The following is a 25,679-nucleotide window of genomic DNA, read 5'->3' on the forward strand; positions in this document are numbered from 1 at the left end:
CGCTGGTTCCTAGAACGGCAGCGTCCGGCGCTTCCGGCTATAGCCGAGGTAGCCGATGTTGGCGCCCAGCCGCAGACCAACGCCCGCGCGGATCGGCGCCAGGGTGATCTCGTCGGCCTTCTGGTAGTTCACGCCCAGGCCGCCCACCAGATAGGCGCTGCCTTCGACGCCCGGGAACCGGCGGAAGATGGCGTCGGGATACTGCAGGTTATAGCAGAGGGTGAAGACACGGCTCGCGTTGCCGCCCCAATCCCAGCCCACCGAGGGGCCTTGCCAGAAGACCTCCAGCGTCGGACGGCCCTTCATATACAATAGGCCCCGGCCATAGCGCAGGCCCGCGATGAACGCGCCCGAGCCTTCCTCGCCGGCGATGTAGCCGGTGGGCTGGCCCTTGTCCTTGAACACGCGCTCCACCGCCGCGCCCGCGCTTTCGGCCGTCACGCCCAGGAAGTCAGAGGTGGCGCGGACCATCTCGTCGCGCGAATAGGTCGAGGCGCCCCCGGTCTCGTAGACCGGGCCGCTGGACCCCGCCGGCGGCGGATTGGCCTGCCGGGCCAAGGCGTCGGTCGCCGAGGCGGTCAGGCCGGCGGCGGCGCCGGAGAGGATCAGCTTGCGACGGTCCATGGGTGGGCCTCCAGGTCGATTACTTTGCAACACTGTTGCAAGCCATTGAGACGGGTTTGCGGCCCCAAACTTAACGCGCGGTTAAGCATGTCCTCCCGCCGCCCCCTCGCGAAGCGGGCCAAATGTGCTAGAGGCTCGCTCATGACTTCGACGCCTCTCGACAAGATCCGTAACTTTTCCATCGTGGCGCACATCGACCACGGCAAGTCCACGCTGTCCGACCGCCTGATCCAGACCACCGGCGGCCTCACCGCGCGCGAGATGAGCGCGCAGGTGCTGGACAACATGGACATCGAGAAGGAGCGCGGGATCACCATCAAGGCGCAGACCGTGCGCCTGACCTACAAGGCCAATGACGGCGAGACCTACATCCTCAACCTGATGGACACCCCCGGCCACGTCGACTTCGCCTACGAGGTCAGCCGGTCCCTGGCCGCCTGCGAAGGCTCGATCCTGGTCGTCGACGCCTCGCAAGGCGTGGAAGCCCAGACCCTGGCCAACGTCTACCAGGCCATCGACAACAACCACGAGATCGTCCCGGTCCTGAACAAGGTTGATTTGCCCGCCGCCGACGTCGACCGCGTCAAGGCCCAGATCGAGGACGTCATCGGCCTGGACGCCTCCGACGCCGTCGAGTGCTCGGCCAAGACCGGCCTGGGCATCCCCGACGTGCTCGAGGCCATCGTCACCCGCCTGCCCCCGCCCAAGGGCGACCCCAACGCCCCGCTGAAGGCCCTGCTGGTCGACGCCTGGTACGACGCCTACCTCGGCGTCGTCGTCCTGGTCCGCATCTTCGACGGGACCCTGAAGGCCGGCCAGCAGGTCCGCATGATGCAGACCGGCGCCACCCACCGCATCGACAAGGTCGGCGTCTTCACGCCCAAGGCCACCGACGTCGAGTACCTGGGCCCCGGCGAGGTCGGCTTCTTCACCGCCTCCATCAAGGAAGTGGCCGACGCCGCCGTCGGCGACACCATCACCGACGAGAAGAAGCCCACCGCCGCCCCGCTCAAGGGCTTCAAGGAAGTGGTCCCGGTCGTGTTCTGCGGCCTCTTCCCGGTCGACGCCGCCGACTTCGAGGACCTGCGCGCCGCCGTCGGCAAGCTGCGCCTCAACGACGCCAGCTTCACCTACGAGATGGAGAGCAGCGCCGCCCTGGGCTTCGGCTTCCGCTGCGGGTTCCTGGGCCTCCTCCACCTGGAGATCATCCAGGAGCGCCTGTCCCGCGAGTTCGACCTCGACCTGATCGCGACCGCCCCCTCGGTGGTCTACAAGATCAAGCTGCGCAACGGCGACGAGGTCGAGCTGCACAACCCCGCCGACCTGCCCGACGTCATGCAGATCGAGGAGATCGCCGAGCCCTGGATCAAGGCCACGATCTTCACCCCCGACGAGTACCTGGGCGGCGTCATCAAGCTGTGCCAGGACCGCCGCGGCATGCAGCGCGAACTCAGCTACGTCGGCAGCCGCGCCATGGTCGTCTACGACCTGCCGCTGAACGAGGTTGTCTTCGACTTCTACGACCGCCTGAAGTCGATCTCGAAGGGCTACGCCAGCTTCGACTACCAGCTGGAGGACTACCGCGCCGGCGACCTGGTGAAGATGTCGATCCTGGTCAACAGCGAGCCCGTCGACGCCCTGTCGATGCTGGTCCACCGCAGCCGCGCCGAAAGCCGCGGCCGGGGCATGTGCGAGAAGATGAAGGAGCTCATCCCCCAGCACATGTTCGTCATCCCGATCCAGGCCGCCATCGGCGGCCGCATCATCGCCCGCGAAACCGTCCGCGCCCTGCGCAAGGACGTGACCGCCAAGTGCTACGGCGGCGACGCCAGCCGCAAGCGCAAGCTTCTGGACAAGCAGAAGGAAGGCAAGAAGCGGATGCGCCAGTTCGGCAAGGTCGAGATCCCGCAGGAAGCCTTCATCGCCGCCCTGAAGATGGACGAGGATTGATCGGGGCGGTTGGCGCCGGATCGTTGGGTTTAGAGCGCCCCCGCCGGGAGACTGGCGGGGGTTTTGTTTTGGGCTCATCGACGACATCGAGAAGGGCCGACCTGGTGAGGACAGGCCTTCACTAGCCAAGTGTCTCTCGTCGCCACGCCGAGCTCGCCTGGCGGGCGTACCGAGAACGGTTCAGCCGAAGATTGACCTAGTCGTATAAGACGTTCAAAGATTTGTTAAAGTTTGCCTGGGGGGGGAGGCTGCGTCCGAACGTTGACCGAGATCCAAGAACTGCTGGCGCGCACGGTTGCGTCGCGCAAACTGAAAATTCTCGTTTTCGGCCCTCAGGTAGCGACGATCTCCCCGGATGAGAGAACCGCTAAGCTCCAAAAGAAAAGAATAGAGATCCGGGAGAAGCTCGAGGCCCTCGGTCATCATGTTCGCTACGCTGAAGAGTTGGTCGACCCGAGCCTGCCAGGCCTAATGGGCAACCCGGTCTTTCAGGAGATGATCCTGATGCGAGAGTACGATTTCGTGGCGACCTTGGTGGAGTCGCCGGGCAGCGTCGTGGAAGCTACCTTGATCGCCGGAGACGACGAGCTCGCCCGAAAAGCCAGCCTCTTCATCGATCATGACTATCGCCATGGCCTAGCCGCAAAAGCCTGCGAGATGGCTCAGGCCAGGGGGTGCCACTTCACGACATACAAATATCCCAATGATCTCGACGAATGTAATTTGTATGGGATGATCGCTGACCGAGTGAGCCATATCCAGGCCGTGAAATACATCTTCTGATGACGTCGAACCTAGACAGCGTCAATCAAGTCATCGCCGAGAACCAAGGTGTTCTATCGGTGCTCGCTCGGCGCGACTTGTCGTCTTTGCTCGAAGAATTTGACTACGACTGGATTTCCAATAGCTTCAATCAATCATCTGAATTCGCCAATACGATAAAATCGCTGAACTACGAGGATGAGGCGCAACCTGGGTCTCTGAATCGATCAGGAAAGCTCTTTATGGGGCGACTACTGCTCCACTTCGATATAATCGAAAAAGACCCCTCGAATTCAATCACAGACAAGTACAGCGAATTTGAGCTGATTTCCTCCGGGAAGAACGCCATCGTTTTCTCGGCCAGGCATAAGCTACTCAACTCTCGGGTAGTCCTAAAGATCGTCCGCCCGGGCGCGTCGGAGAACATCACAGACTCAATTCGACGCTTGAGTGACATTCGGAGCGATAGCGGGCTTGTTCTTCCCATCGATTACATCGAGGCGGCCGTCCCCGACCTCCTGGGCAAGCCCTCACCAGTTGGATGCATCGTGTTCCCTTACATCAAGGGAAAGACCTTCGGCGAATTCCTTAAGCAGCAAAACCATCACCTTAATTCCCAGGTGGTGATTTCTTTTGCGCGGCAGATCGCTAGGGCGTTAGCGGAGCTAGAGCGGGTTGGCGCCTACCATGGCGATCTTCACGAGGACAACATCCTAGTCGATCAGTACGCCGACGGGGGACTGACATTTCGCGTTGTCGACGTCTCCTTCGACGCCATGGGCAGCCTTTCCAGAGAAATATGCAAGAACAATGATCTTAATAGCTTCAAGCAGCATGTATGGCGAGTATTGGCGGCACAACGCGCCTTTGTACCCACCTTGTCGATCAGGAAGTATATTGGAACAAGGTCCTACCTTATTATATCATCTATACTTTCGGAAAGAGCCGACTCATTTTCTAACATTTGCTCTCTTCTAGAGAGTGATGGCGGGTACTCTGCCTTCATAAACGATCGCGATCGCTTCATTAGCAAAAAGTTCGAGACGCCAAGCTCGTTCCGGCTCCAGCGTTACGAAGAGATCACCGACCCCACGGTGGCAGTAGAACTTTTTGTACCATTTGAAGAACTTATCAGTAAAATCACCGAATTCGGAAACATGTATGTCTCCGGAAACCGGGGATCCGGAAAATCTACCTACCTAGCTGCGCTAGCGTTCTTTCCGGAAACCGCCGGCTCTGTTGTAGAAACTGAGAAGATATTTGGCATTTACTTCCCCTGCCGACAGGGCGAGTTCAAGGCATTAGAAGGACGAACACTGAATCGCGAGTCGGTGACACGAGCCACAAATCGACTACTTGCGATCAAGATCATCCGGACAACCCTTGAGGCCGTATCGGCCGGACTGGGGGCGGGAAAGCTCTCCACCCCTTCAGATCTTTCCAAGCTTCGGGATTACGTGTCCGGGTTTGTCCCCCCTCCGGGCCTAGTGTCGGTCAGCCCCGACGTACAATCGGAGATGGAAAACCTCGTCTCAACGATGGTTCGCGTAGAAATGGTCGAAAGCGCTTGGCTTTTCGATGGCACTAATGATCGCGCCCCTCCCCTTGAGCTTCGGTCGCTAATCGACTTTTTCAAAAGGCTGCGCGAGGCGATTCCTCAACTTGTCAGCACTCAGTTCCATCTACTTTTCGACGATGCGGGAACGCCGTATGTGCCGAAAAATGTCCAGGCCGCACTCAGCGACCTAATGTTACTGTCCAACCCCATATTTTGCGTGAAGATTTCGGCCGAGAAGCTTACCTTTGATTTCTGCAGCTCAGAAAATAAGATTCTGGAAATTGGTCAAGACTATGTAGAGCATGACATTTCTCAGGTTCTATTTATTGGCGCAGATAAATCCCTAAGACGGGAAGAACTTTCAAGATACTTTAGAAAAATTGTCCAAGAGCGTTTAAAACATTTCCGATACAGCAGTACTGATATTCTTGAATACCTTGGCGACCACCAAATACCGCCCGATGAGCTGATCATGCGCTTAGCTAAGCGCCAGCGTAACGCCTACTACTGCGGCTGGACCGCAGTCTGGAATATCGCCGACCGGACCCCCAGAAACCTCCTAGAGATCGTCTCCGAGGTCTTCGCCGCAGGAGGCATAGAGCCCAACTCCCCCCCTAAGCTCGTGGGGCCATCCGCACAAAACAGGGCGATACGCACGATTTCGGAGAAACGGCTGGATTCACTAAGCCAAATTTCGGGCGCGATAGCAGTTGGCGGAGAAGAAATCAGCCTTGGCAGACGGCTGTTCGAGGTGACAACAGCGATCGGCTCAACTTTCCGAAAATACCTTAGGTCTGATGAAGGCATTCGCCCGCCACGCCAACATCTAGCCGTAGAGAGAAATGACCTCGGAGAGCTATACCCAGATGCACAACGAATTTTGAACCGCTTAATTACATTTGGGGTGCTGGACGCTACAAAATTTGAATTTTCTCGCGATGATGAGGCCCGCAAACCTATTTATGTCCTCAACAGGATATATTGCCCAATATTTGGAATAAGCTACAGACGCGATGATCACCTGCGATTATCCAAATCTAAACTAGAAATGCTATTGATGAGGCCAAACTTGTTCTTGCGAGACGGCACCAGAAGACTTCGAGAGCTTGAAGAGGGCGGAGAGGAAGATCTCTTCACATATCGTCAAAAACTGTGAGCCTTAACAATGACCGCCGCACCCTCGGTACATCCAGTGATCGACTTAGCCTCCGCCACAGGGGCGGTCGACGCCCTTATAGTGGCGGGTGGCTTTGAGGAGCGCGCATTCAAGGTTCTTGAGGAGGCTAGATTTCATCCGGACGCGCATTGCGTCATCATTCGCTATGCCAACAACGTCTTGAACAATCGAACCCATTTCGTCCGCTACCTCACCGAAGCTCGCAAGAAGCTCGCGGAAGAGCGCATACATGTCGTTACCCTGCGTGATACCGACATTGCAGGGTTTTCGGCGGACTTTAATAAAGCCCTGGCCAACCTACCACGCGATGTCCGCGCAATGGCCGTCGATATTTCAGGCATGCCCGCCTATCTGATCTGCACTGTCCTAAGGATATTGCGAGAACATCGCTCGCGAGAACGTCAAACCATTCTCTACACCTCGGCCCAGGACTACACGCCGACCCGCGCTGAGTACGACAGAATAATCGCTGACGCGCACGAAGAGATCGAGCTAGTACCCCGGTCAATGGTTTTAGAGATGGGAGATAACCTCGTCCTCGACGCATTCTCGGGTTACCGCAGTCAGGCCGGCAAAACCTGTTTGGTGATCTTCGCCGGCTACGACCCTCACCGAACCGCTGGCGTCCTCGACGCTGTAAACCCCGCTTTACTTTTGCTGCTATATGGCAAGCCTGGCAATCCCGAATTAGCCTGGCGATTAGATCTATCCCAGCGCCTACACAAGAAGTTCGAACGCGGCAGACGAACGGCCACGGAAATTGTTTCAACCCTAGAAGTTTCAGAGTCTCTAGAAACTCTAGAGGAATACTATAATTATCTCATCGATGACTATGATCTTGTTATAGCCCCCATATCATCAAAGATGGATACTCTAGCAACCTATCTATTTTGGGAACGCTACGGTGAGGTGCAACTGACATTCCCGATTCCAATCGGCTACAATCCAGACAATTGCCCCCAGGGCGCTTCAACCACCTACCAAATGGTACTTGAGCCGCGGCGGTCGCTATTTAGATCTCAAGACGTACCCGCGACGCCGTGAGGCTTTTGCATTCACCAACTCGAACCGGCGTGAACGCGCGTTCGCGGTCTTCTGGTGAAGGGTTAATCAAACAGACCGAAAGTCGTACTGTTTCAACCGACGGCCGGCGGCAGTCCTAGCCACCGAAGCGGCACCAACGTCGATTGCCCTATCCCCACCTCTTCCCACGCCTAACCCCCTGAAATCCCTCACCCCGACCCCGCTCTACGCCCCGCCGCGTCCCCGGTGTCCGGAGCGGCCGTATTCTACGGCCATGAGCAGATCACATCCCGACGCCCGCCCCACCTGGTTCCGCCTCTCGGAGGCCTCGTGGGCCCAGGTGGCCGAAGAGTACAAGAACGGCGCGACCGCCGCCGAGCTGGGGGCCAAGTGGAAGGTCTCGGTCAGCAGCGTCTATCGACACGCCTGCAAGGACGGCTGGACCAAGAAGGCGCACGCCGACGACGTGGCGCGCGAGCACGCCGCGGCCGCCGAGGCCGAAGCCGAAGCCGCGCGGCGGACGGCGCTGGGCGGCGCGGGGCCCCTGCCCGGCGAGCTTTGGCTGACCGGCGACGAGGACGCCGACGAGGAGGCCCTCAGCGCCTTCGGCGCGTCCTTTGGAGACAAGACGACCTTCGATCCGGCCTTCGCCGCCGCCTTGCGCGCGGCGACGCCCCCGCCCCCGCCGCTGTCGACCGATCCCTCCGACCTGAAGGCCGCGACGCTGGCGCGGCTGGCGGCGGCGATCCAGTCGGGGCGCGACCAGGAGGCGCTGAGGCTGGCCACCCTGGCCGACCGGCTGACGCGGCTGGCCTCGGCCGACGACGAAGGGCTGGGGTCGTTTCCGGGCGGCGGCGCGTCCGACGGCGACGAGCCCTATGACGCCGAGCGGGCGCGGCTGCTCATGACCGGCTTCGTCGACTGGCGGCCGACGCGGGCCCAGGTCGAGCACGAGACGGCCTACATGTTCCGTTCGATCTACCTGATCGCCCTGGCCATGCTGCTGAAGCCCGACACCGTGCCGGGCCTTTTCAAGCGGCGGGTCATGCGCTTTCGGCGCGACTATCTGGGCGAGGACGATCCCGAGGCGATGGAGGCCGCCGAGATCATCACCGAGGCCCTGCTGCGCGAGCAGGAGGTGGCAGCCATGGACTTCACCGGCGCCGCGCCGCGGCCGGCCCGCAAGCTGCCGGCCCGGACCTGGCCGCCGCCGCGTCCGCCCTACCCCTCGCGCAAGGACCTGGCCAAGGAGGCCACGCCCCTGCCGCCGGCCGAGCCCCCGCCCGGGGCGGTGCGTTATGGGCGGCGGCGCTAGAGCCTCGCGCGTCAAAACGGAATCGTTTCGACGCGATAACGAGGCTCTAAATCAAACACTTAGAGCGCGACTCGTGCCGAAACCGGTTCCCACTTTCGGCGTCACGCTCTAGGGAGCGCTCGGCGTTTAAAGGCCGTCGGAAATAGACTAGGCGTTGTCCATGGACACCCTCTCCCCCGCCGAGCGCAGCGCCCGGATGGCCCGCGTCAAGGGCAAGGGCTCCGAGGCCGAGATGACGGTCCGGCGGCTGGTCCACCGGCTGGGCTATCGCTACCGGCTGCATGGCGGAACGCTGCCAGGAAGGCCGGACCTGGTGTTTCCCGGCCGGCGCAAGGTGATCTTCGTCCACGGCTGTTTCTGGCATCGTCACCCCGATCCCGACTGCAAGCTGGCGCGACTCCCCAAATCACGGCACGAGTTCTGGATCCCGAAGCTGGAGGGGAATCGCGCGCGCGATCTTCGCCAGCTGGCGGCGCTGGAAGCGCTCGGCTGGCGGGCCCTCGTCCTTTGGGAATGCGGGCTGAAGGACGAGGCTTTTCTCGAGAACGAAATTAGAACATTCTTGGACTCATGAAGTCGATCGAACTGTTCGCGGGCGCCGGGGGGCTGGGGATCGGTCTCTGCCGGGCGGGGTTCAAGCCGGCCAAGGTGGTCGAGTGGAACCGCTATTGCCGCGAGACCATCGCCGAGAACCGCGCCAGCAAGGCCTCGCCCATGGCTGGGTGGCCCGTGGTCGAGGGCGACGTGCGCGACGTCGACTTCCGGCCGCTGGAGGGCAAGGTTGATTTGGTCTCGGGCGGGCCGCCGTGCCAGCCGTTCTCGCTGGGCGGCAAGCACCGGGCCTATGATGACACCCGCGACATGTTCCCCCAGGCGATCCGGGCGGTGCGCGAGACGCGGCCGCGGGCCTTCGTGTTCGAGAACGTCAAGGGCCTGACGCGGGCCAGCTTCCGCAACTACTTCGAATGTATCCGGCTGCAGCTGGAGCATCCCGAGGTCGTGGCGCGGCCGGACGAGGACTGGTCCGAGCACCTGTCGCGGCTGGAGGAGCATCACCTGCGCGGCGCGCGCGACGGCCTCTCGTATCGCGTGGTGGCCCGGGTGCTGAACGCGGCCGACTACGGCGTGCCGCAAAAGCGCGAGCGGGTGATCTTCGTGGGCTTCCGCGACGATCTCGACCTGGAATGGTCGTTCCCGACCGCCACCCACTCGGCCGAGGCCCTGCTGTGGGCGCAGTATCGCTCGGGCGACTACTGGGACGCGCACAAGGTGGCGCGCAAGGCTCGGCCGGACGCCTCGGCCGCCCCCGCCCGCGCCCTGGCGCTGAAGGACAAGCCCGAAGAGCTCGCCTGGCGCACGGTGCGCGACGCGATCGCCGACCTGCCCGACCCCGAGTTCGAGCCGGAGGCGGCGGCCGCCTTCGCCTATCACCGCTTCCAGCCGGGGGCGCGGTCCTATCCCGGCCACACCGGCAGCCCGCTCGACGAGCCCGCCAAGACCCTGAAGGCCGGGGTGCACGGGGTGCCAGGCGGCGAGAACATGCTGGCGCGGCCGGACGGCTCGGTGCGCTACTTCTCGGTCCGCGAGAGCGCGCGCCTGCAGACCTTCCCGGACGGCTTCATCTTCCACGGGGCGTGGAGCGAGGTCATGCGCCAGCTGGGCAACGCCGTGCCGGTGCGCCTGGCCGAGGTGATCGGCCAGGACGTCGCCCGCAAACTGCGCCGCGCGGCATGACCAAGGGCTACGCCGAGTTCGAGCTTGATTTGCCCAAGGCGCTGCTGCGCGAGCTGACCCACGTCCTCGAGAGCCTGCCGCCCGCGCCGCTGACCGCCGAGGCCGTCGCGGAGCTGCCGCGGCGCCAGGGCGTCTACCAGCTGCTGCTGGGCGACGAGGACGATCACGAGGTGATCTACATCGGCAAGACCGACGCGGCCTCGGGCCTGCGCGAGCGCCTGCAGAAGCACCACAAGAAGGTCCAGCACCGGCATGGCCTCGCGCCCGAGCGGGTGCTGTTCCGCGCCGTGCGGGTCTTCGTGTTCACCGCCGTCGACCTGGAGGCGCTGCTGATCGGCGCCGAGAAGCAGCGGGCCAAGGCGCTGTGGAACGGCAGCGGGTTCGGCGCCAAGGACCCGGGCAAGGAGCGCGACACCACCAGGTACAAGCCCGAGCACTTCGACACCTGGTACCCGATCGACATCGACCGGCCGTTGGACGAGGACTTCCCCACCGAGGGCTCGGCGGCGGCGCTGGTCCAGGCGCTGAAGCGCCAGCTGCCCTACGTCTTCCGCGCGCAGGGCGCCGACGAAGGCTCAGGCTCGCACGATGATCTGCTCGCCACGCCGATCGTCCTGGAAGGCCCTCTGACCGCGCGCGCCGCGCTGAGCCAGATCCTGGAGCGCCTGCCCGCCGGCTGGCACGCCACGAAGCTGCCCAGCCACGTCATCATGTACAAGAACGACGACCGCAAGTTCCCGAGCGGCGAGCTGATCGGCGCCTCGCGCTAGGCTAGGCGGCCGCCTGGTATTGCGCCTCCCACCAGCCCAGCAGGTTCTGCTCGCGCATCGCCGCGAAGAACCGCATCAGGACCTGGGCGTGGCGCTCGGAGAAGGCGCGCCAGCGCGGCTCCTCCATCAGATCGGGGGGGATCAGGTAGCCGCGCCCGACCTTCCGGCAGAGCCCGTTGTCGGCGATGCGCAGCGCGTTGCGGCGAACGCTCTCGAACGGCAGCCCCAGGGCGCGGGCGATGGCCGAGGCCGGAACGGGCTTGCCCTCGGTCGCCTGGCTGCCGTCGAGGATCGCGAACAGCATGACGACGGCGAACGGGTCGCCGACCATCGGCAGCAGGGCCTCGATCAGGCGCAGGAAGTGGTTGGTCCACAACCGCATCATCAGGCGCAGCGGCGGCGGCTGGTCCGGCGTCGCGGGCTCGACCGGCTCCAGCGCGCCGGCGCGGCGCAGGTTGGCGTAGAAGGTGGTGAACAGCGCCCAGGTGTCGATCGCCGTCCGCAGCGCGTGGGGCGAGCTGGTGAAGGCCTGGGGCATGATCACGCCGTCCTCGCGCATGACCAGGATTCCGGCCTCGACCAGGGTGGCGACCCGGCGGCGCGCCGTCTCCTGCGGCACGCCCAGCGACACCGCGATCGAGCGGACGCGCGCGGGCCGCCGCATCTCGTCGGGCGGCGAGACCTCCAGCCCGGCATAGGTCTTCTGGAACTCGGCGTCGCGCGCCATCGGGGCCAGGTTGGCCTGGGCGATGGCCAGCATTAGTAGAATGTCGATCGCCGAACGGTGGCCCTGTTTTCGAAAGCCATTGGGAATTAGCTGAGCCGAAAAGGCCAGGCACAGGCCTTCGCAGGTCCTGTCCGCCGTCACGGTCGATGCGGTCATAATGTCAAAACCCCAGGAAGGGGTCCGAGACCTGCCCCTATGCTTGGTCTCCGCCCCCCATCCTAAATATTGCGCCCTGTCGTGATCTAGTGCCGACCGTCGGTGGGCGCAATTCACATCCTCGGCTTATGGCTAGCCGCGCGTGGCTTCCTCGAACGGCGGCTTGAGCCGGAAGAAGCGGGCCTCGCCCAGCAGGTCGTAGACGCGCCGCATACGGAAGGCCTCGGGGCGGGCGCGGGCCAGGGCCAGCTCGGCCTCCGTCAAGCCGAACGGCGCGACCTCGGCGCCCAGGGTGGTCTTGACGACCAGCAGGCGCGGCGCGGCGTCAAGGTCGAAGCTGACGACATCGCAGCCTTCGGGATCGCCGGCCCTGGCCAGGCGAACCTGGTGGGCCAGGTCGAGACGGCCGTGGTCGGTCAGGCGGCGGACCTCGTGGGCGACGATACTGGCCGCGCCCACGCTGGGCAGGAAGCGATCCTCGGCGGCGCGCGTGGCGAGGTCGAAACGCTGGATGATCCTGGCCAGGGTCTCGTCCGGCGGCACGGGCTGGGGCGGCGCGGCTTCGATCAGCGGAATGGCCGGCGGGGCGGCGAACAGGGCGTCGGGACGGACGGCGGCGGCCAGCAAGGCGGGCTTGGCGAGAAGGGCGTCCTCGATGGCGGTCAGCAGCGGCGCGTCATAGGTCCAGCGAGGCGGCGGGTCCTTCAGTACCGGCAGGCCGATCAGGGAGAGAACCGCGGTGATCTCGCCCTGCTTGGCCATGATGGGCATGCCGGACTTGCCGGTGACGAAGCGCACCGCCCGGTCGTGGGTGGCGCGGTCGACCGGCTTGCCGGCCAGGGTCTTCTCCAGCTGGGTCAGGTAGTCGCCGACCACGACGGTGAGCTCAGCGCCAGTCCACTCGCGCCCGATGGCCTCCCGTTCCGCCGAATCCCCCGTCATCGGATGATCCTGCGCCAGCGGGCGCGCGCGCGCCAGGGCTTGGGCGGTTTAGCGGCCGCCGGCCGTCCCCCCCACCGAGGCGCGCGGAGGCTCTTGCACCGGCGTCTGGTCCGACCGCAGCCCGGCCAGTTCCATGGCGCGGCGCAGGGTGGTGACCGGCGCGCCATCCTCGACCTTGAAGGTCAGGCTGGCGGTCTCGGCGGGGTTCTCGCCGAGATTGGCGAAGCCGCCGGACCGCTCCGCGTTGAAGGTCACCCCGTAGACGCGGCCCGCCAGCACGCGGCAGATCAGGACGAAGGTCTTCTGATCGGAGAGCAGGCGCGGGGTCTTCACGCAGTCCATCGGCTCGACGCCCGGCGCGGGCGCGTAGTTCCAGACGGTCGGCGACATCTGCTGATCGAAGGCGGCCTTCAGGATCAGAATCCCCGGCGCGACGCTCTGGTCCTGGGTCGGATAGGTCGAGACCAGCTTGGGCGGCAAGGTCGGCGGCAGGATCAGCACCGGCGAGACGGCGTTCGGAGCCTCCGCCGACGGCCTCTGAACCTGGGCGTGGGCGCTCGTGGCGCACACGGCGGCGCAGAGGACAACGGCGGGAACCAGGCGGCGGCGCGGCATCTTTCCAGAGTGGCCGCTAAGCGCGGCCTTCTCAAGGCGCCAAACGAGGCCTACATCGCCCTCATGACCGACAAGACCGACGCTCCCCCGCCGGAGGGCGAAACGCCGATGCAGCGCGCCCTGCGCCTGAAGAAGGCCGCCCAGGGCCGCCATGGCCACGGCCCCAAGGCCTCCAGCGGCAAGGTCGAGCGCGCCAGCGCCGCCGCCCCGACCGGCAAGTCCAAGCCCTGGATGACCCGGTGACGATCCCCCGGGTTCTCGGCCGGACCTCGTCCATCAACGTCCGCAAGGTCCTTTGGACCCTGGACGAGCTGGGCCTGGCTTACGAGCGCGAGGACTGGGGCGCGGGGTTCGCCTCGACCAAGGCCCCTGGGTTCCTGGCGATGAACCCCAACGCGCTCGTCCCGGTGCTGGTCGATGAGCACGGGTCCCTGTGGGAGAGCAACACCATCTGCCGCTACCTGGCCGCCGGTACGCCGCTGCTGCCCGAGGGCCGGCGCGCGCGCGCGGTGGTCGAGCAGTGGATGGATTGGCAGGCCACGGAACTGAACACGGCCTGGCGCCACGCCTTCGCGGGATTGGTGCGCAAGAGTCCCGGCTTCGACGACCCCGCCCAGATCGCCGCCAGCGTCGAGGCCTGGAACACCGCCATGGGCCTGCTGGACGCGCGCTTGGTCGACACCGGCGCCTATGTGGCGGGCGAGAGCTTCACCCTGGCCGACATCGTCCTGGGCCTGTCCACGCATCGCTGGCTGCGCAGCCCGATCCAGCGCGTCGAGTGGCCCGCCCTCACCGCCTATTACGCGCGGCTGAAACAGCGGCCGGCGTTTGCGGCGTGGAGCCTTCCAGAGGTTCCGTGACCGGCTCGGCGCCGGCCTGGGGAAGGCTGACGATCGGCGTCCCGGGCAGCAGCGGCTCGCCGGTCCACTCCCAATGCCAGGGCTCGTAGACGTAGTTGACGAAGCCGAAGCGCCCCGCGTTCGACACCATCCATCGATAGAGCGGCGAGCGCGCCATCGCCAACCGATTAGCGTCGGCCGACGAGTCGGGGCCAAAGCCGGGGGCGGCGTCGATGAAGAGGTCGACGGCCAAGCCGGTGCGGTGGGCCGAGCAGATGGTGCGGATCAGCCCCTGGCAGTTGCGGTCGCGCGCGCAGCGTTGGGCGTCGGCGTCCGGGGCCCGAAAACCAGAATAGATCTTCAGCGCCTCGGGCCGCCGCGGCACGCCGGCGGCGCGGGCCTCCGCCGTCATCCGGCGATAGGCCTCCAGCGCGGCGGGGCGCAGTTGGATCGTCTTTCCGCCATAGCTCTCGTCGGGGCGAGCCGTCGCGAGGCTGGTCGGGGCGGGCGCGCCAGGACAGACCCCGTCGCGGTTCACTTGGACGAACGGCCGCGCCAGGTGCCAGCGCGGCAGCATGACGGCGAAGGCCGCCGCGTCCATCACCCCCGTTCGCGGCAGGCGATTGGCCACCTGCCAGCGAGCCAAGGCGGCGGCGAAGCCTTCGGAGCCCGCGGCGCAACTCGTGCCGATCTCGGCGGCGATGCGTGGCGCATAGATTTCCCAGCCTGTCTCGGGCTTGCCGAACGGCGACCAGGCCAGGGTCGAGAGCGAGGCGGCGTTGGCGGCCGCCGCGCCGGGCGGGCCCGCTTCGCTTCCGACGCAGAGCGCCGGCGCGGCCACCAGGGGCGGGGCGATCTCGGCGATGGCCGGAATGTCGGACGGCCGATCGACACCGGCTCGCTCGGATCGAGCGGCCTCGCCCGGGGGCCAGACAACCCACAGCCAGAACGCGCCCACGGCCAGCGCCAGCGCGACCAGTCCCCACAACAGACGACGCAACGCCCTCAAGCCCAGCCTCACAACTCGTGGAACTTCGCCATGGCTCAAGCCTTCAAGCGGTGAAGTTGTTCCCGCCTGGAGTTTTCATGACCGGTCTGGTTTCCCGTTTCGCCCTCGTCGCCGCCCTCGCCTTGAGCGCTTGCGACGACAAGCCGCCGGCCAAGCCCGCCCCCGCCAACACCGTTCAGAAGACACCCGCGCCCACCGTCTCCGCGCCGCCGGTCTCGGCCGCATCGTCGCCGGTGGGGCAAGCGATCAACGCCGCCGCCTTCGATCCCGCGGCCACCGATCCGCGGGCGCGCCGCGACGTGCTTATCCGCGTCCAGACCCTGCTGGACCGCGCCCATTTCTCGCCGGGCGTCATCGACGGCCGCGATGGCGGCAATCTGAAACTGGCGATCCAGGCCTTCCAAAAGGCCCAGGACATGACGATGGACGGCGAAGTCAGCCAGGCGCTGGTCAACGCGCTGGTCGCCGCGGACAACGGTCCGGTGATGGTCGACTACACGATCACCGCGGCGGACGTGGCCGGCCCGTTCACCCCGCCCATCCCCAAGGACGACTACGAGGCGATGGCCCGGGAGCCGGCCATGAACCACCACGACATCGTCGAGATGCTGGCCGAGCGCTTCCACATGGACGAGGCCCTGCTGCGCGAGCTGAACCCGGGCGTGAACTTCAACCAGGTCGGGGCCGCGATCATGGTCACGGCCGCCGGGGCCGACCGTCTCGAGGCCAAGGTCGACCGCATCGAGATCGACAAGGCCCTGGGCCAGGTGCGCGCCTTCGACGAAGCGGGCGTCGAGTTGGCCGTCTATCCGGCCACGGTGGGCAGCACCGAGCGCCCCGCCCCCTCGGGCGAGTGGGCGGTGCGGACGCTCGCGCCGCGCCCGACCTACACCTACGATCCCTCGCGCCTGACCTTCGGCAAGCCCAACACCAAACTGACCATCCAGGCTGGTCCGAACAACCCGGTGGGCTCGACCTGGATCGACCTGACCAAGGACACCTACGGCATTCACGGCACGCCGGACCCCAAGCTGGTCAACAAGCGCGCCTCGCACGGTTGCGTGCGCCTGACCAACTGGGACGCGGCCGAACTGGGCTCGGCGGTGAAGAAGGGCGCCAAGGTGATCTTCATGGGTGTCGAGGCGCGGCCCGGCTAGACCTTCGCAAGCTTCAGCGTTCAGGCTGGGTTCAGCCAGCGAGCCATCTAGTGCCCCCACACGTAGCTTTTGCTTGGGGGAACCAAGATGTCCAACACGCTCAGCCTGACCGCTCTCTCCACCGCCATGCTGATCGCTGGCTGGGCCGGCGCCGCCAGCGCCCAGGCCCCCGGCTGGGATGGCCGTTACGACGAACCGCCGCGCGGGTCCTATACGCGGTCGTGCCGCGAGATCACCGCCTTCGACGGCCGCGTCTGGGCGCGGTGCCAGAACGATCGCGGCGGCTGGGAATGGAGCAGCGCCCGCGCCCGCGATTGCGGCGGACAGGGCCTCGAAAACCGCGACGGTCGCCTGCAATGCGCCGGGTTCGGCGGTCCCGGTCCCTTCCCCGGCCCTGGCCCGGGCCGTCCGCCGGGCGGCGGCTGGCGCGCGGACGCGGTTCTGTTCGAGCACGTCGGCTACGACGGTCGCGTCTACGAGGTGCGCGGCGACATGCCCGACCTGAGCCAGACCGACTTCAACGACAAGACCTCCTCCATCAAGATCCTGCGCGGCGCGTGGGAAGTCTGCGAGGACGCCTACTACCGCGGCCGCTGCACCGTGATCGACCGCGACCAGGGCGTCTTGCCGCGCGAGTGGAACGACCGGATCAGCTCGATCCGTCGCGTTCGCTAGACGTCGCGCGCCACCTTGGGTCGCGCCCCTCTTGAAGGCCGGCGCGACCCACGGTTAAGGTCCCGCGCCCCGAGAACAGTGGAGTTTCAATATGCGTAAGATCGTCGTTCTGGCCGCCGTGGCGACGGCCTTGCTGGTCTCGGCCTGCAACACCATCGAAGGCGCCGGCCGCGATATTTCGGCCGCTGGCCGCGCGGTCAGCAATACCGCCAAGGACGTCAAGAACTGACAAGCCTAGGGCGTCTCGACCCAGCGTCGAGTTCAGGCCAGCCGACAAGATCGGCGGGCGTTTTGCCTGATCGAGTACTAAATTCGGAACTTATGTCGAAAAATAAACGATCCTAATATTCATCGCATTAACTTCACCGTGAAATTCCGCGTGAACCCGTCGCGAAGGCCGGGCCTGTTCTCGAGCTTCGTGGCGAAAATGCGCGGAATACTCTTGTTTTGATCGAGACAAATCGTCGCCGTGCGACCCCCGGTCGCCCTTTTCTTGCCAGGCCAGGAAGCGCATATGGACGCCATGTCCGAGACCCGCACCGCTCCCCCGTTGCTCACCGGCCTTAAGCGCGGCCTGCTGCACCGTTGCCCGAACTGTGGCGACGGTCGGCTGTACATGCGCTATCTGAAGGTCGACCCCGAGTGCGAAGCCTGCGGGCATGAGCTGGGCTGCTATCCGGCCGACGATGGTCCCGCCTATTTCACGATCCTGCTGATCGGCCACCTGTTCGTGGCGCCGCTGCTGTTCTTCCCCTGGATCTGGGAAGCGCCGCCGGCCCTGGTCGCGCCGCTGACCTTGATCCCCCTGGCCGTCCTGACCCTGCTGCTCCTGCCGCGGGTGAAAGGTGTCGTCATCGGCGCCCTCTGGGCCATGCGCCTGCGGAAGGCCGAAGACACGCCGAGCTGATCTCCGGAACCGACCCGCGCCGTCGCGTATTCCCAACACGTGCTCCTAGCGTCGCCGTGGTGGCGGACACGGGAGCGGAGGGAAACCACGGACCATGCTCGGCACGATCCTTATCATCATCCTTATCCTCGCCCTGATCGGCGCTCTGCCCACCTGGGGCCACAGCCGGTCGTGGGGCTACTTCCCGTCGGGCGGTCTGGGCCTGATCCTGGTGATCATCGTCATCCTGGTCCTGATGGGCAGAATCTAGCGCGCTTGCCCTAGAACGGCGTTCGCCTAATCTCCCCCTCGACAAGAGGGGGAGATGACCATGACGGCGAACGCCGACGCGCTGGCAGCGCGACTTTCGCCGACCGCCCGCGCACGGGCCATTCTCGGCGGATCGGCCGGCAACCTCGTCGAATGGTACGACTGGTTCGCCTACGCCGCCTTCACCCTCTATTTCGCCCCCGCCTTCTTCCCGAAGGGCGACCAGACCGTTCAGCTGCTGCAGGCGGCGGCGGTCTTTTTCCTGGGCTTCGTCGCGCGCCCGATCGGCGCCTGGCTGATGGGTCTCTACGCCGATCACGCCGGCCGGCGGGCGGCGCTTTCGGTTTCGGTGGCGCTCATGTGCGCCGGGGCGCTGATCATCGCCATCACGCCTGGCTATGCGGCGATCGGCCTGTGGGCGCCGGCGATCCTGCTGTTCGCGCGCGTGCTGCAGGGACTTTCCGTCGGCGGCGAATACGGCGCCAGCGCCACCTATATGAGCGAGATGGCCGGCAAGCAGCGTCGCGGCTTCTGGTCCAGCTTCCACTACGTGACCCTGATCGCCGGCCAGCTTCTGGCCCTGGGCGTGCTGATCACGCTGCAGAGGCTGATGCCCGAGGACGCCCTGAAGGCCTGGGGCTGGCGCATCCCGTTTGTCATCGGCGCCTTGCTGGCCGTGGTGGTGTTCTGGATCCGCAGGGGCCTGGACGAAAGCATCTCGTTCAAGAGCGCCGGTCCGCGCGAGAGCTTGTCGCGGCGCCAGGTCGGCGTCGCCGGCGCGCTGCTGGCCCTGACCGTGATCGGCGGCGTCGTGGGCGTGGCCAGCGGCCCCCTGGCGAGACCCGCCCAGATCCTGGGCGCGGTGTTCCTGGTGCTGTTCTTCGTGTCGCTGATCGTGCCGCTGGTGCGCCTGCATCCGCGCGAGAGCCTGCTGATCATGGGGCTGACGGCGGGCGGCTCGCTGACCTTCTATGTCTACACGACCTACATGCAGAAGTTCCTGGTCAACACGGCGGGCTTCTCCAAGGGCCAGGCCTCCGAGATCAGCGCCATCAGCCTGATCGGCTTCCTGCTGGCCCAGCCCCTCGCCGGCTGGCTGTCGGACAAGGTGGGCCGCAAGCCGATGCTGATCGCGGCCTTCGGCGGCGGCGCCCTGACGATCTGGCCGATCATGACGGGAATCTCCCAGGCGACCACGGTGACCGGCGCCCTGGCGCTGATCCTGGTCGGCGTGGCGATCCAGTCCTGCTACACCTCGATCAGCGCGGTGGTGAAGGCCGAGCTGTTCCCCGCCCACATCCGCGCGCTGGGCGTGGCCCTGCCCTACGCCCTGGCCAACGTGCTGTTCGGCGGCACGGCCGAGATGGTCGCCCTGGCCTTCAAGCACGAGGGGATCGAGAGCGCCTTCTACGTCTATGTCGCCGGCGTCATGACCCTGGGCCTGATCTGCGCGATCATCCTGAAGGACACCGGCCGCCACAGCCTGATCCACGAGGACTGACGCCGGTGCTTTTTGGGCGCGTGGCGGGCGCCCAAGCCGCTCACGCCTTCGGCCGCCACGCCTAGATCCTTCGAACCCCGTTTTCCGACTCTCCGCGCCCGTCTAGATTGCCGCCCATGCCGTTGCTCGACATCATCGTCCTCGTCGCCTTCACGCTCTGCTGGCTGCTGTACGAACCCATGCTCCGCCGCCTGGGCGAGGCGGGGGGCGTGCTCAACACCGACATGACGGTGATCCGCCGCCGGTGGATGCAGGAGATGGCGGTACGCGAGATCGCGCTGCTGGACGGCCAGCTGTTGGGCCACGCGATCAATTCGGCCAGCTTCTTCGCCTCGTCGAACCTGATCCTGATCGCCGCGGCGGCCGGGGTGCTGTTCGGCGGCGACAGCGCCTTGCGGAGCGTCGAGGGCCTGGCGGTGCTGGCCAAGACCACGCCGATGATGTTCCAGATCAAGCTGGGTTTGGTGCTGGTGGCCCTGGCGCGCGGCCTCTTGGACTTCATCTGGTCGATCCGGCAGATGAACTACTGCCTGGCCGCCATCGGCGCCGCGCCGATGTGGGCCCCGCCCAAGGTGCTGGAGGAATACGCCGAGGCGGCGGGCGGCATCCTCAACCCGGCCCTGTCGGCCTTCAACGCCGGCGTCCGCGCCTACTACTTCGCCCTGGCGGCGGCGTGCTGGCTGCTGGGCCCCCTGCCCTTCATGACCGCCACCTTGGGCGCCATGACCCTGTTGCTCTGGCGCCAGCGCCGCAGCCGCGCCTCGATCGCCGTGCACAAGGTCCGCGAGATCCTGGAGCGCCAGCCGGTCGTGCACGGACCGCACCTGACCAAGCTGAAGAGGCCGCCGCATCCCCCGAAGGACCGCTTGTAGGCGCCCCGGGAGAGGGCCGCTGCGCGGCCCCGCGGGAGCACGCCGCGATCGCGCGCTAGTTCTTCGGCGCGGTGACTAGCGGGCCCTCGCCGTCGCTGGGCGCCATCATGTCGCTCATCGAGGCTGGCGGCGTGACCTTGTCCGCCGACTCGGGCTTGGCCGGCAGTTCGCTGGACGGCGGCCGGATCGGCGTGGTGTCGCCCGCCGGCGGCTTCTTGGCCGCCATCGGCAGGGCGATCTTGTCCATGGTCTGGACGATCAGGTCGGTCGGCAGCACGCCCTTGTAGCGAACCTTCTTGAAGTTGCGGGCGGGGTCATAGGACGCCACGCCCGGCGCCAGGTCGCTGACCTCCAGCGTGCCCATCTGCGCCAGCAACTGCACGCGGCTGACATATTCGGTCGCCCGACCGCGCACGAAGCCGATCTGGGCGCCCTGCAGTTCGGCCTGGGTGTTCAGCACCTCGATCGTGCTGCGCAACGCGAAGCGTTCTTCCTCGCGCACGCCATAGAAGGCGATCGTGTCGGCCTTCATTTCCTCTTCGGTGGAAACCAGCGCCTTACGGGCGGCGGTCAGCTGGTTCCAGGACTGCGAGACGTTCAACACCATCGTGCGCCGAGCATCCTCGATGAGGAGTTGGTCGCGATTGTTCTCCTCGATCGCCTGGCGGACCTCGGAATTCAACTGCCCCCCCGCGTATAGGGGCTGGGTCAGGGTGATGGCCGCGTTGAGCGTATTGTTACGATTGCCTTCCCGGTAGGCGTAGAACGGGCCGTTGCGGTAGTCGGCGCGGGCCGAGATCGAGAACAGACGGCGGGCGCGCGCCTCGGCCACGCTCAAGCGCGACGCCTTCTCGGTGAAGAGCGCGGCGTTCAGGGACGGGTTCGTCTGTTCGGCCTGGTTGAAGGCCTCGTCGAGGGTGGTGGGCAGGCCGTCGATATCCGGCTCGGGCTCGAGGTTGTCCGGAAGGCGCCCGACCAGGGCGGCATAGTTGGCGACCGTGATCGCGAGTTGCGCCTCGGCGTTGGCCACCTGGGTGCTGGACGCCGCGAGACGGGCCTTCGACTGATTGACGTCGGTCAGGGTGACCTGACGGACGCTGTATTTGTCCTGGGTGTCCTGCAATTGCTTGCGGAGAAACGTCTCCCCGCCTTGAGCGATGCGAAGAACCTCGCGGTCGCGCCGCACCGCGACATAGGCGTTGGTGACGCGCACCAGCAGGTCCATCTCGATCCGACGGAGATTCTCGCGGGCCGCCTTGATCTGGGCCTCCACGGCGCCGAGACGCGCGGCGTAACGGCCGTTGGTGTAAAGCGCCTGACTGACAGACAGCTCCGTCGACGGATTGAGCGCGTCCTCGCCGGGGGGCGGGCGCGTGAGCGAGGCGCGCGTCTGCGGCCCCTTGGCGTAGCCGTAGGATTCGCCCGTCGAAATGCTGGCTTGAGGCCCATAGGCCGCCCGGGCCTGAGCGTAGTTTTCGTCCAGCCCCCGCAGCGAGGCCCGTTGAGCCTGAATGGCGGGGTTGCTCTGGTAGGCGGCGGTGATCGCGTCGGCCAGGGTTTCGGCGTGGACGAGCTCGGCGCGGCCCATCACGGCCATGGCGACCGCCACGGCGATCACGGACGTCCGACGGAACAGGACTTTCGACAGCACTCGCGTTTCCCTGACTTGCCGGCGCCGCCGGGTCGCGGCGGTTCAAGCCTCTATTTGTGGCTTAATCAAGAAGGAGAAACACAGTCACCGCCCCTGTGACATTCTTGTCGCGCTGGATATCACGGCCCAAGGGCCGCGCCGGTCGACGCTTGGCGGTCAAGCGCTCTTGCTGACCGGCGGCGCGCAATAGGCGTCGAGGAACGCCTGGTGCTGAGGCAGGCGCGTGACCGTGGCGGCGATGTTGCGCTTCAGATCGTCCAGGGCCTGCTTCAGCTGCTGCGGCGGCATCAGCCGGCCCATGGCGTGGAAGCTCTCCGGCTGGACGCGTTGGCCCAGCAGCACCTGCAGCCAAGAGTCGACCTGGAACAGCTCGCCCGGCGCCTGATAGACCTGGGCGCTTTCCCGGAACAGCTCGATGCGCTGGGCCAGGCTGTCGGGGATATCCATCTGGCGCACGCGATCCCAGAACGGACTGTCGGTCCGCTCGGTCGCCTTGTAGTGCAGGATGATGAAGTCGCGGATCTTCTCCAGCTCGTCATCGGCCAGACGGTTGTAGCGGTCGATCACGGCCTGGCTGATCCCACCGAACGGGAACAGCTGCATCAGTCGCGTGACCCCGACCATGATCAGATGGATCGAGGTCGATTCCAGGGGTTCGACGAAGCCGCTGGAGAGACCCAGGGCGACGACGTTCTTGTCCCAGGTCTTGCGGCGGCGGCCCGTGCGATAGCGGATCAGGCGCGGCGGGATCAGGGTCTCGCCCTCGATCTCGCCCTGGAGCAGGGCCAGCGCCTCGTCGTCGGACATGAACTCGTTGCAGTAGACGAGGCCGTTGCCGACGCGGTGCTGCAGCGGGATCTTCCAGCGCCAGCCGGCGTGGTGGGCGATGGCGCGGGTGTAGGGCTTGGCCGGCTCGGTCGAGCGGGTCTGGACGGCCAGGGCGCTGTTGGTCGGAAGCCAGTGGTCCCAGTCCTCGTAGCCGGCCTTCAGGGTCTGCTCGATCAGAAGCCCCCGGAAACCGGTGCAGTCGATGAAGAGATCCCCCTCGACGACCTGCCCCGACTCCATGACCAGCGCCTCGACCGAGCCGTCGGTCGCGCTCTGGCGGACGCTGGCGATCTTGCCCTCGACGCGCTTGACGCCGTCGGCCTCGGCCATCCGGCGCAGGAACTGGCCGTAGAGGCCGGCGTCCAGGTGGTAGGCGTAGTTCAGCGGGCCATTCTCGCCCGTGAAGAACCGGTCGCCCTCGGCCGCCTTCAGCTCCAGGCAGTAGTCGCCCAGGTCTCCGCCGAAGCCCTGCGCCTGGGCCTGCATCCAGAAGTGATGGAAGCCGCCCATCCAGGTCGACTTGCCCACCTGGCCGAACGAGTGGATGTAGCGATCGCCGATCTCGCCCCAGTTCTCGAACGAAATGCCCAGCTTGAAGGTCGCCTGGGTCGCCCGCATGAACGCGGCCTCGTCGATGCCGAGCAGGGCGTTGAAGGTGCGGGCCGTGGGGATGGTCGACTCCCCTACCCCCACCGTGCCGATGTCCTCGGACTCGACCAGGGCGATGTCCAGCAGGGGGCCGAGCTGCCGCGCGAGCGCGGCGGCGGCGGTCCAGCCGGCGGTGCCGCCGCCCGCGACCACCACCTTGCGGATTCTCTGCTCGGTCATGGCGTCACTCCCTCTGGATCCTATCGGTTGAGCCGGTCGAGCAGTTGCGCGCGCAACCGCCGCGCGGTCATCGCGTCCATCGGCCCAAGCGGCCCGCGCGCGCCTTCCGGCAGATGCGCGCCGGCCCGCTCGGCGGGACCGAAGACGTAGTAGTCGAACATCGCTCTCCAGGCCTGTTTCTCGAACTCAGGACGATCCCTGAGGCTGAGCAGGCCGTGCAGCAAGGTGTTCATCGGCGTGTCGGCGTGAACCGGCGCGGCGTTCCACCAGTAGTTCATCAGGATGTTGAACGGCTCCAGCGCCTCGACCTGGTGCCACCAGAGCGCCGGATAGACCAGCACGTCGCCGGGCTCCATCTCGGCCACCTGCGCGGTGGCCAGCGCCTCGCGGAAGCCGGGGTGGGCGTCGAAGTCCGGATTCTCGAAATCGACCATGCTGACCACCTGCCCGCCCGGCGTCGGCTCCAGCGGCCCGGGATAGAGGTTGGCGACCTGGTCGGGCGGGAACAGGGTGAAGCGCCGGCGCCCCGCGGCGCAGACGGCGATGTTGTTCGACATATCCCAATGGGCGGCGGCCACCGTGCGGTTGCCGATCCAGATGCCGGCCATCGGCGGCTGGTCGCCATAGAGCTCGGGCCCCAGGCCAAGATCGTTCTCGGCCTTGAGGCCGGGGAAATAGGCGTCCAGATCGGCCGAACCGACATAGACGGCGGGCGCGTCGTTGAGCGCCTCGACCTCTTCCAGCCGGCTCAGAAAGGTCTCCAACGGCGCGCGCTCGGCCCTGAAATTCACCGCCGCGCGGGTCTCGTCGTAAAAAAACCGCCCCCGGATTTCCGGCCCCGCCGAATAGCCAACGACGCGGCCGCCTTGGTCGTGGCCGCGAATATAGTCGCGGGCGACCTGGCTGGATTCGAGGCCTTTCTGGACAATCGGCCAGTCGCGAACGAGGCCCTTGAACAGCATGGGCGTCTGGCCCGCGAGGATGGCGTCGAACGGAATGTCCGCCGGCGCGGCGACGGCGGCCTCCAGCACGCGGCGGGCCGTCGGGGCGGTCATGCCAGCAGGGCCTTGCGCCGCGCCTTGCGGGCGATCAGGTCCTCGATATTGCCCATGGAGGCGATGATCCAGTGGGCGGCGCGCAGCAGGCCCGACTGGTGAAGCCTTTCCAGCGGCTCGCCGGTCACCGCGGCCAGCCGGTCGGGCGCCAGGGTGAAGACGTCGGGCAGGTCGTAGGTGGTCCCGTCGTCCAGCTTGATCTCGACATCGATCGGCTCGATCAGGCCCAGTTCGTCGAAGAAGGCGAACATGGGACCGGCGATCTCGAGGCCGTCGTGAATCTGGCCCAGCGCGCGGCTGACGGACTGCAGGTACGGCGCGTTGCCGCCGGCCGGCAGGAACAGGCGCTCGCCGTCATCGCGGCTGACGCGGGGATGGTCGAGATCGACATGGATCATGGGGCGAGGTTCGCCGCCGACGCCATCGCGCTGCAGGGCGATGGAGAAGGGCCCGCGCCGCTGCACGGCCGGGACATAGCGGGCGTTCCAGCCGGTCTCGTCCAGGAAGAGGTTCTCGTCGCGGTCCAGGCCCAGCAGGACCACGGCCTGGTACGCGCCGGCGGCGTCCTTGCGGATCAGGATCGGATATTCGCGCTGGGCCGCCTCGAACTCGGTGGGCAGGATCAGGGTCTGGTTGATCGCGTCCCCAAAGGCCGCGCCGTGGCCGGCGATCACCCGCAGGTCGGCGTGATCGACATTGTTCAGAAGCACTCGGTTCATCGGGGCCGCACTCACGCTGTCTCAAGCGTACTTCAA

General features: G+C 65.9%; 26 protein-coding genes. 17 read left to right on the forward strand and 9 right to left on the reverse strand.

Annotated elements, in window-relative coordinates; translation table 11 throughout:
- Positions 1 to 9: 9 nt before the first annotated feature.
- Complete coding sequence (locus J2728_RS12735; RefSeq protein WP_309999637.1) at positions 10 to 624, reverse strand: DUF1134 domain-containing protein; 615 nt, start codon at positions 622 to 624, stop codon at positions 10 to 12.
- Positions 625 to 765: 141 nt separating this feature from the next.
- Between J2728_RS12735 and lepA the strand changes: the two genes are divergently transcribed.
- From lepA to J2728_RS12775, 8 genes are all read left to right on the forward strand, one after another.
- On the forward strand, positions 766 to 2,574 hold the full coding sequence (gene lepA, locus J2728_RS12740) for a translation elongation factor 4 (RefSeq protein WP_309999638.1): 1,809 nt from the start codon (positions 766 to 768) through the stop codon (positions 2,572 to 2,574).
- Between the two features lie 261 nt (positions 2,575 to 2,835).
- The gene (locus tag J2728_RS12745; protein ID WP_309999640.1) at positions 2,836 to 3,357 is read left to right on the forward strand and encodes a hypothetical protein; all 522 of its coding nucleotides are present in this window, start codon (positions 2,836 to 2,838) and stop codon (positions 3,355 to 3,357) included.
- Positions 3,357 to 6,050 (forward strand): serine/threonine-protein kinase, encoded by a 2,694-nt coding sequence (locus J2728_RS12750; protein WP_309999641.1) that lies wholly within the window; start codon positions 3,357 to 3,359, stop codon positions 6,048 to 6,050. The genes J2728_RS12745 and J2728_RS12750 overlap by 1 nt, the downstream gene beginning before the upstream one ends.
- Positions 6,051 to 6,059: 9 nt before the next feature.
- A complete protein-coding gene (locus J2728_RS12755; RefSeq protein WP_309999642.1) occupies positions 6,060 to 7,115 on the forward strand; it encodes a hypothetical protein in 1,056 nt (351 codons plus the stop codon).
- 253 nt (positions 7,116 to 7,368) lie between these two features.
- Positions 7,369 to 8,409: a hypothetical protein gene (locus tag J2728_RS12760; RefSeq protein ID WP_309999643.1), complete on the forward strand. Its 1,041-nt coding sequence runs from the start codon at positions 7,369 to 7,371 to the stop codon at positions 8,407 to 8,409.
- Between the two features lie 160 nt (positions 8,410 to 8,569).
- On the forward strand, positions 8,570 to 8,983 hold the full coding sequence (locus J2728_RS12765; protein WP_309999644.1) for a very short patch repair endonuclease: 414 nt from the start codon (positions 8,570 to 8,572) through the stop codon (positions 8,981 to 8,983).
- Positions 8,980 to 10,143: a DNA cytosine methyltransferase gene (locus J2728_RS12770; protein ID WP_309999645.1), complete on the forward strand. Its 1,164-nt coding sequence runs from the start codon at positions 8,980 to 8,982 to the stop codon at positions 10,141 to 10,143. Before J2728_RS12765 ends, J2728_RS12770 begins: the two co-directional genes overlap by 4 nt.
- Positions 10,140 to 10,913: a GIY-YIG nuclease family protein gene (locus J2728_RS12775; RefSeq protein ID WP_309999647.1), complete on the forward strand. Its 774-nt coding sequence runs from the start codon at positions 10,140 to 10,142 to the stop codon at positions 10,911 to 10,913. Before J2728_RS12770 ends, J2728_RS12775 begins: the two co-directional genes overlap by 4 nt.
- A 1-nt stretch (position 10,914) precedes the next feature.
- Here J2728_RS12775 and J2728_RS12780 read toward each other — a convergent pair whose 3' ends face one another.
- The 3 genes from J2728_RS12780 to J2728_RS12790 form a co-directional block, all read right to left on the reverse strand.
- The gene (locus J2728_RS12780; RefSeq protein ID WP_309999649.1) at positions 10,915 to 11,796 is read right to left on the reverse strand and encodes a hypothetical protein; all 882 of its coding nucleotides are present in this window, start codon (positions 11,794 to 11,796) and stop codon (positions 10,915 to 10,917) included.
- A 132-nt stretch (positions 11,797 to 11,928) separates the two neighbouring features.
- Positions 11,929 to 12,738, reverse strand: coding sequence for a protein NO VEIN domain-containing protein (locus J2728_RS12785; protein ID WP_309999652.1), 810 nt, complete (start codon positions 12,736 to 12,738; stop codon positions 11,929 to 11,931).
- A 48-nt stretch (positions 12,739 to 12,786) separates the two neighbouring features.
- On the reverse strand, positions 12,787 to 13,353 hold the full coding sequence (locus J2728_RS12790; RefSeq protein ID WP_309999656.1) for a hypothetical protein: 567 nt from the start codon (positions 13,351 to 13,353) through the stop codon (positions 12,787 to 12,789).
- Positions 13,354 to 13,416: 63 nt separating this feature from the next.
- Between J2728_RS12790 and J2728_RS12795 the strand changes: the two genes are divergently transcribed.
- Both J2728_RS12795 and J2728_RS12800 read left to right on the forward strand, forming a co-directional pair.
- The gene (locus tag J2728_RS12795) at positions 13,417 to 13,596 is read left to right on the forward strand and encodes a hypothetical protein (RefSeq protein WP_013080330.1); all 180 of its coding nucleotides are present in this window, start codon (positions 13,417 to 13,419) and stop codon (positions 13,594 to 13,596) included.
- Positions 13,593 to 14,213: a glutathione S-transferase family protein gene (locus J2728_RS12800; protein ID WP_309999657.1), complete on the forward strand. Its 621-nt coding sequence runs from the start codon at positions 13,593 to 13,595 to the stop codon at positions 14,211 to 14,213. The genes J2728_RS12795 and J2728_RS12800 overlap by 4 nt, the downstream gene beginning before the upstream one ends.
- Here the strand turns inward: J2728_RS12800 and J2728_RS12805 are convergent.
- Complete coding sequence (locus tag J2728_RS12805; protein WP_309999658.1) at positions 14,143 to 15,192, reverse strand: M15 family metallopeptidase; 1,050 nt, start codon at positions 15,190 to 15,192, stop codon at positions 14,143 to 14,145. The two genes, J2728_RS12800 and J2728_RS12805, sit on opposite strands and share 71 nt — an antisense overlap.
- Positions 15,193 to 15,278: 86 nt before the next feature.
- Between J2728_RS12805 and J2728_RS12810 the strand changes: the two genes are divergently transcribed.
- The 7 genes from J2728_RS12810 to J2728_RS12840 all read left to right on the forward strand — a co-directional run bounded on the left by J2728_RS12810 (position 15,279) and on the right by J2728_RS12840 (position 20,562).
- Positions 15,279 to 16,358 (forward strand): L,D-transpeptidase family protein, encoded by a 1,080-nt coding sequence (locus tag J2728_RS12810; RefSeq protein WP_309999659.1) that lies wholly within the window; start codon positions 15,279 to 15,281, stop codon positions 16,356 to 16,358.
- An 87-nt stretch (positions 16,359 to 16,445) separates the two neighbouring features.
- On the forward strand, positions 16,446 to 17,033 hold the full coding sequence (locus J2728_RS12815; RefSeq protein WP_309999660.1) for a beta/gamma crystallin-related protein: 588 nt from the start codon (positions 16,446 to 16,448) through the stop codon (positions 17,031 to 17,033).
- A 91-nt stretch (positions 17,034 to 17,124) separates the two neighbouring features.
- Positions 17,125 to 17,262, forward strand: a complete 138-nt coding sequence (locus J2728_RS12820) for an entericidin A/B family lipoprotein (RefSeq protein ID WP_309999661.1) — start codon at positions 17,125 to 17,127, stop codon at positions 17,260 to 17,262.
- A gap of 285 nt (positions 17,263 to 17,547) precedes the next feature.
- Positions 17,548 to 17,940: a DUF983 domain-containing protein gene (locus tag J2728_RS12825; protein ID WP_309999663.1), complete on the forward strand. Its 393-nt coding sequence runs from the start codon at positions 17,548 to 17,550 to the stop codon at positions 17,938 to 17,940.
- Positions 17,941 to 18,034: 94 nt separating this feature from the next.
- The gene (locus J2728_RS12830) at positions 18,035 to 18,190 is read left to right on the forward strand and encodes a DUF3309 family protein (RefSeq protein ID WP_309999665.1); all 156 of its coding nucleotides are present in this window, start codon (positions 18,035 to 18,037) and stop codon (positions 18,188 to 18,190) included.
- A gap of 60 nt (positions 18,191 to 18,250) precedes the next feature.
- A complete protein-coding gene (locus tag J2728_RS12835) occupies positions 18,251 to 19,690 on the forward strand; it encodes an MFS transporter (protein ID WP_310000105.1) in 1,440 nt (479 codons plus the stop codon).
- Between the two features lie 116 nt (positions 19,691 to 19,806).
- Positions 19,807 to 20,562: a DUF599 domain-containing protein gene (locus J2728_RS12840; protein ID WP_309999667.1), complete on the forward strand. Its 756-nt coding sequence runs from the start codon at positions 19,807 to 19,809 to the stop codon at positions 20,560 to 20,562.
- Between the two features lie 55 nt (positions 20,563 to 20,617).
- Here J2728_RS12840 and J2728_RS12845 read toward each other — a convergent pair whose 3' ends face one another.
- From J2728_RS12845 to J2728_RS12860, 4 genes are all read right to left on the reverse strand, one after another.
- Positions 20,618 to 22,159 (reverse strand): TolC family outer membrane protein, encoded by a 1,542-nt coding sequence (locus J2728_RS12845; protein ID WP_404979761.1) that lies wholly within the window; start codon positions 22,157 to 22,159, stop codon positions 20,618 to 20,620.
- A gap of 210 nt (positions 22,160 to 22,369) precedes the next feature.
- On the reverse strand, positions 22,370 to 23,869 hold the full coding sequence (locus J2728_RS12850; protein ID WP_309999671.1) for a tryptophan halogenase family protein: 1,500 nt from the start codon (positions 23,867 to 23,869) through the stop codon (positions 22,370 to 22,372).
- A 20-nt stretch (positions 23,870 to 23,889) separates the two neighbouring features.
- Positions 23,890 to 24,996 (reverse strand): cupin-like domain-containing protein, encoded by a 1,107-nt coding sequence (locus J2728_RS12855; protein ID WP_310000107.1) that lies wholly within the window; start codon positions 24,994 to 24,996, stop codon positions 23,890 to 23,892.
- A complete protein-coding gene (locus J2728_RS12860) occupies positions 24,921 to 25,643 on the reverse strand; it encodes a SapC family protein (protein ID WP_309999673.1) in 723 nt (240 codons plus the stop codon). Before J2728_RS12860 ends, J2728_RS12855 begins: the two co-directional genes overlap by 76 nt.
- Positions 25,644 to 25,679: the final 36 nt, after the last annotated feature.

It is taken from the genome of Caulobacter segnis (genome assembly GCF_031454995.1).
Classification (GTDB): domain Bacteria; phylum Pseudomonadota; class Alphaproteobacteria; order Caulobacterales; family Caulobacteraceae; genus Caulobacter; species Caulobacter segnis_E.

Coding starts and splice junctions, on each gene's coding strand:
- J2728_RS12735 (WP_309999637.1), bottom strand. CDS start 624: ATGGACCGTCGCAAGCTGATCCTCTCCGGCGCCGCCGCCGGCCTGACC.
- lepA (WP_309999638.1), top strand. CDS start 766: ATGACTTCGACGCCTCTCGACAAGATCCGTAACTTTTCCATCGTGGCG.
- J2728_RS12750 (WP_309999641.1), top strand. CDS start 3,357: ATGACGTCGAACCTAGACAGCGTCAATCAAGTCATCGCCGAGAACCAA.
- J2728_RS12755 (WP_309999642.1), top strand. CDS start 6,060: ATGACCGCCGCACCCTCGGTACATCCAGTGATCGACTTAGCCTCCGCC.
- J2728_RS12760 (WP_309999643.1), top strand. CDS start 7,369: ATGAGCAGATCACATCCCGACGCCCGCCCCACCTGGTTCCGCCTCTCG.
- J2728_RS12765 (WP_309999644.1), top strand. CDS start 8,570: ATGGACACCCTCTCCCCCGCCGAGCGCAGCGCCCGGATGGCCCGCGTC.
- J2728_RS12770 (WP_309999645.1), top strand. CDS start 8,980: ATGAAGTCGATCGAACTGTTCGCGGGCGCCGGGGGGCTGGGGATCGGT.
- J2728_RS12775 (WP_309999647.1), top strand. CDS start 10,140: ATGACCAAGGGCTACGCCGAGTTCGAGCTTGATTTGCCCAAGGCGCTG.
- J2728_RS12780 (WP_309999649.1), bottom strand. CDS start 11,796: ATGACCGCATCGACCGTGACGGCGGACAGGACCTGCGAAGGCCTGTGC.
- J2728_RS12785 (WP_309999652.1), bottom strand. CDS start 12,738: ATGACGGGGGATTCGGCGGAACGGGAGGCCATCGGGCGCGAGTGGACT.
- J2728_RS12790 (WP_309999656.1), bottom strand. CDS start 13,353: ATGCCGCGCCGCCGCCTGGTTCCCGCCGTTGTCCTCTGCGCCGCCGTG.
- J2728_RS12795 (WP_013080330.1), top strand. CDS start 13,417: ATGACCGACAAGACCGACGCTCCCCCGCCGGAGGGCGAAACGCCGATG.
- J2728_RS12810 (WP_309999659.1), top strand. CDS start 15,279: ATGACCGGTCTGGTTTCCCGTTTCGCCCTCGTCGCCGCCCTCGCCTTG.
- J2728_RS12815 (WP_309999660.1), top strand. CDS start 16,446: ATGTCCAACACGCTCAGCCTGACCGCTCTCTCCACCGCCATGCTGATC.
- J2728_RS12820 (WP_309999661.1), top strand. CDS start 17,125: ATGCGTAAGATCGTCGTTCTGGCCGCCGTGGCGACGGCCTTGCTGGTC.
- J2728_RS12825 (WP_309999663.1), top strand. CDS start 17,548: ATGGACGCCATGTCCGAGACCCGCACCGCTCCCCCGTTGCTCACCGGC.
- J2728_RS12830 (WP_309999665.1), top strand. CDS start 18,035: ATGCTCGGCACGATCCTTATCATCATCCTTATCCTCGCCCTGATCGGC.
- J2728_RS12835 (WP_310000105.1), top strand. CDS start 18,251: ATGACGGCGAACGCCGACGCGCTGGCAGCGCGACTTTCGCCGACCGCC.
- J2728_RS12840 (WP_309999667.1), top strand. CDS start 19,807: ATGCCGTTGCTCGACATCATCGTCCTCGTCGCCTTCACGCTCTGCTGG.
- J2728_RS12845 (WP_404979761.1), bottom strand. CDS start 22,159: ATGGCCGTGATGGGCCGCGCCGAGCTCGTCCACGCCGAAACCCTGGCC.
- J2728_RS12850 (WP_309999671.1), bottom strand. CDS start 23,869: ATGACCGAGCAGAGAATCCGCAAGGTGGTGGTCGCGGGCGGCGGCACC.
- J2728_RS12860 (WP_309999673.1), bottom strand. CDS start 25,643: ATGAACCGAGTGCTTCTGAACAATGTCGATCACGCCGACCTGCGGGTG.